The organism is Paenibacillus helianthi (assembly GCF_001909055.1).
In the GTDB taxonomy this organism is placed as follows: Bacteria; Bacillota; Bacilli; order Paenibacillales; family Paenibacillaceae; genus Paenibacillus_AQ; species Paenibacillus_AQ helianthi.
In genome coordinates, this window is record NZ_LVWI01000118.1 from 1 (window position 1) to 2,041 (window position 2,041).

Here is a 2,041-nt window from a genome sequence, read left to right on the forward strand (position 1 = left end):
TAATAGAACCAAAGAGTTAAAGTCTTTTTTCATAAAATTGTTCGAATAAATGATGACGAGGTTTTGTCTAGATGAATAATTTTTATAAAACTATAAAAATGTTTATAAAATGGAATAAGCTGGTCACGGTATGTTTTGTGGTATGCAGTTTGACAGAAGTTCCTATACTCATTCTAGAATTGATATTTACTAAAAAATTTGTTGAAAGTCTTCAAATTAATTTTAATATTTTCGATAATTCAGTGGTATTAGATCAGCTTTTTAAATTAATCTTGGTTGTATTCAGTTCAGGAATTATCAGCTCTTGTCGAGCGTTATGTCAGACTCATCTGGAAGAAATAAGTTTACTTAAGAAGGATGAAATTATCTTATCTAAAACCTTAAAACTATCTATTATAAAACTAGATTCACCGGAAATTAAGTCAATGAGAGAAAATGCTTCAAGACTTGAATTGCATGTGTTGTTAGAAGAATGGGTATTCTTCATTTGTGATGTAATCAAAATTATTTGTTTAGTAAGTATAATATTATGGTATGAAATGTATGTAGTGGTGACTATTGTATTGTGCTTCTCGATATTACAATTGTTCGTACGAAAGAATATTGCAACAAAAATTGAGAATATACAACGGCAGCAAGTTTCTTCTATTCGATATGTTAAATACTTATTTTCACTATTGATTGGAAAGGAAAATGTTCAGGAAATCAGGCTCTTGAAATGTAAAAATTATCTTGTTAATAAGATGACACAAGTAACAATAGACTATCAAAATAAAATACAGAGTAAAATTATTAAGTCAGAAATAATGAATTCATATTTACAGCTCTTTTCTTTAATTGTTAATATCATCGTCATTATCGTTCTAGCCCTTTCAATTATTGGCGGTCATAGTAGTGCCAGTCTTTTTATACTTTTATATCAGATTATTACTAGTCTGTTTGGATTAAATGTTAGTTTTTCTAGCCACTTCTATAATGCTACACAATGTAATATTAAATACAGTGATTTCAATAAATATATTCAGCTTGATGAGATTGAGTTTGAAGAAAAACAAGTTTTAAATGAAACTTCTCTTGAAATAGATTTGAAAGATATTTCTTTTATGTATCCTGATAGTCAGATAAAAGCAGTCGATAATATAAATTTGAATATACGCCCTGGTGAAAAAATAGCCCTTGTTGGTGAAAATGGATCTGGGAAATCAACAATCGTTAAACTAATAATGGGACTATATAAACCTAATGAAGGGACTATAAAATGGTTTGAAAATAAAGAGGAACTTGATCAGAAATATATTTTTGGATATATAAGAGTTGTATTTCAAGATTTTTCAAAATTATTAAGAACTATTCGAGAAAATGTTGGTATGGGCGACAAAAGAAAAATAGCTGATAATATACAAATCGAAAAAGCACTTCAAAAAGCAACGTTTGATAAATTCAAAGAAATGGAACAATTAGAAACATTAATCGGTCCAGAATTCGGGGGGCAAGATTTATCTGGTGGAGAATGGCAAAAGTTGGCGGTATCAAGAGCTTACTTAAGCGAGGGAGGAATTTTGATTTACGATGAAGCAACATCAGCAATGGATCCAGAATCAGAGCTAAAAGCTTTTCAGTCCTTTATAGAGCTGTCAGGGAAAAAAACAGCTATTTTTGTAACCCATAGATTAAGTATGACAAAGTATGTTGATAAAATTGCTGTTGTTGAAAATGGGAAAATCGTAGAGTACGGTACACAAAAAGAACTTTTAGATCTAAACAAAAAATATGCAAGTATGTATCGAGCACAGCTCTCCCTATATTCTGATTAGAGGGTAGGCGTTTCAATTGATCAATAAAAAAGGTAACTTATACAATTTGTTATGGTTTTTATGGCGTATTTTAAAAGAAATGCCCATAATCTTTATCATGGTTTTTTCGATTCCAATTATTAGCGGTGTTTTGAATGTATTTATATATTCGGCTCAAGCTGAGATCATTGATATTATTTCATATCATTTAAATGGATATGAATGGAAAAAAATGCTATACTCACTAG

Annotated in this window: 2 protein-coding genes; both read left to right on the forward strand. The window is 29.5% G+C overall.

The window, feature by feature from the left end; all coding sequences use genetic code 11:
- The first annotated feature begins 71 nt into the window (after positions 1-71).
- A complete protein-coding gene (locus A3844_RS31620) occupies positions 72-1,814 on the forward strand; it encodes an ATP-binding cassette domain-containing protein (RefSeq protein WP_074109584.1) in 1,743 nt (580 codons plus the stop codon).
- 16 nt (positions 1,815-1,830) lie between these two features.
- Positions 1,831-2,041, forward strand: a 211-nt coding sequence (locus A3844_RS33270) for a hypothetical protein (RefSeq protein WP_208619480.1), incomplete at its 3' end; no start/stop codon positions are given.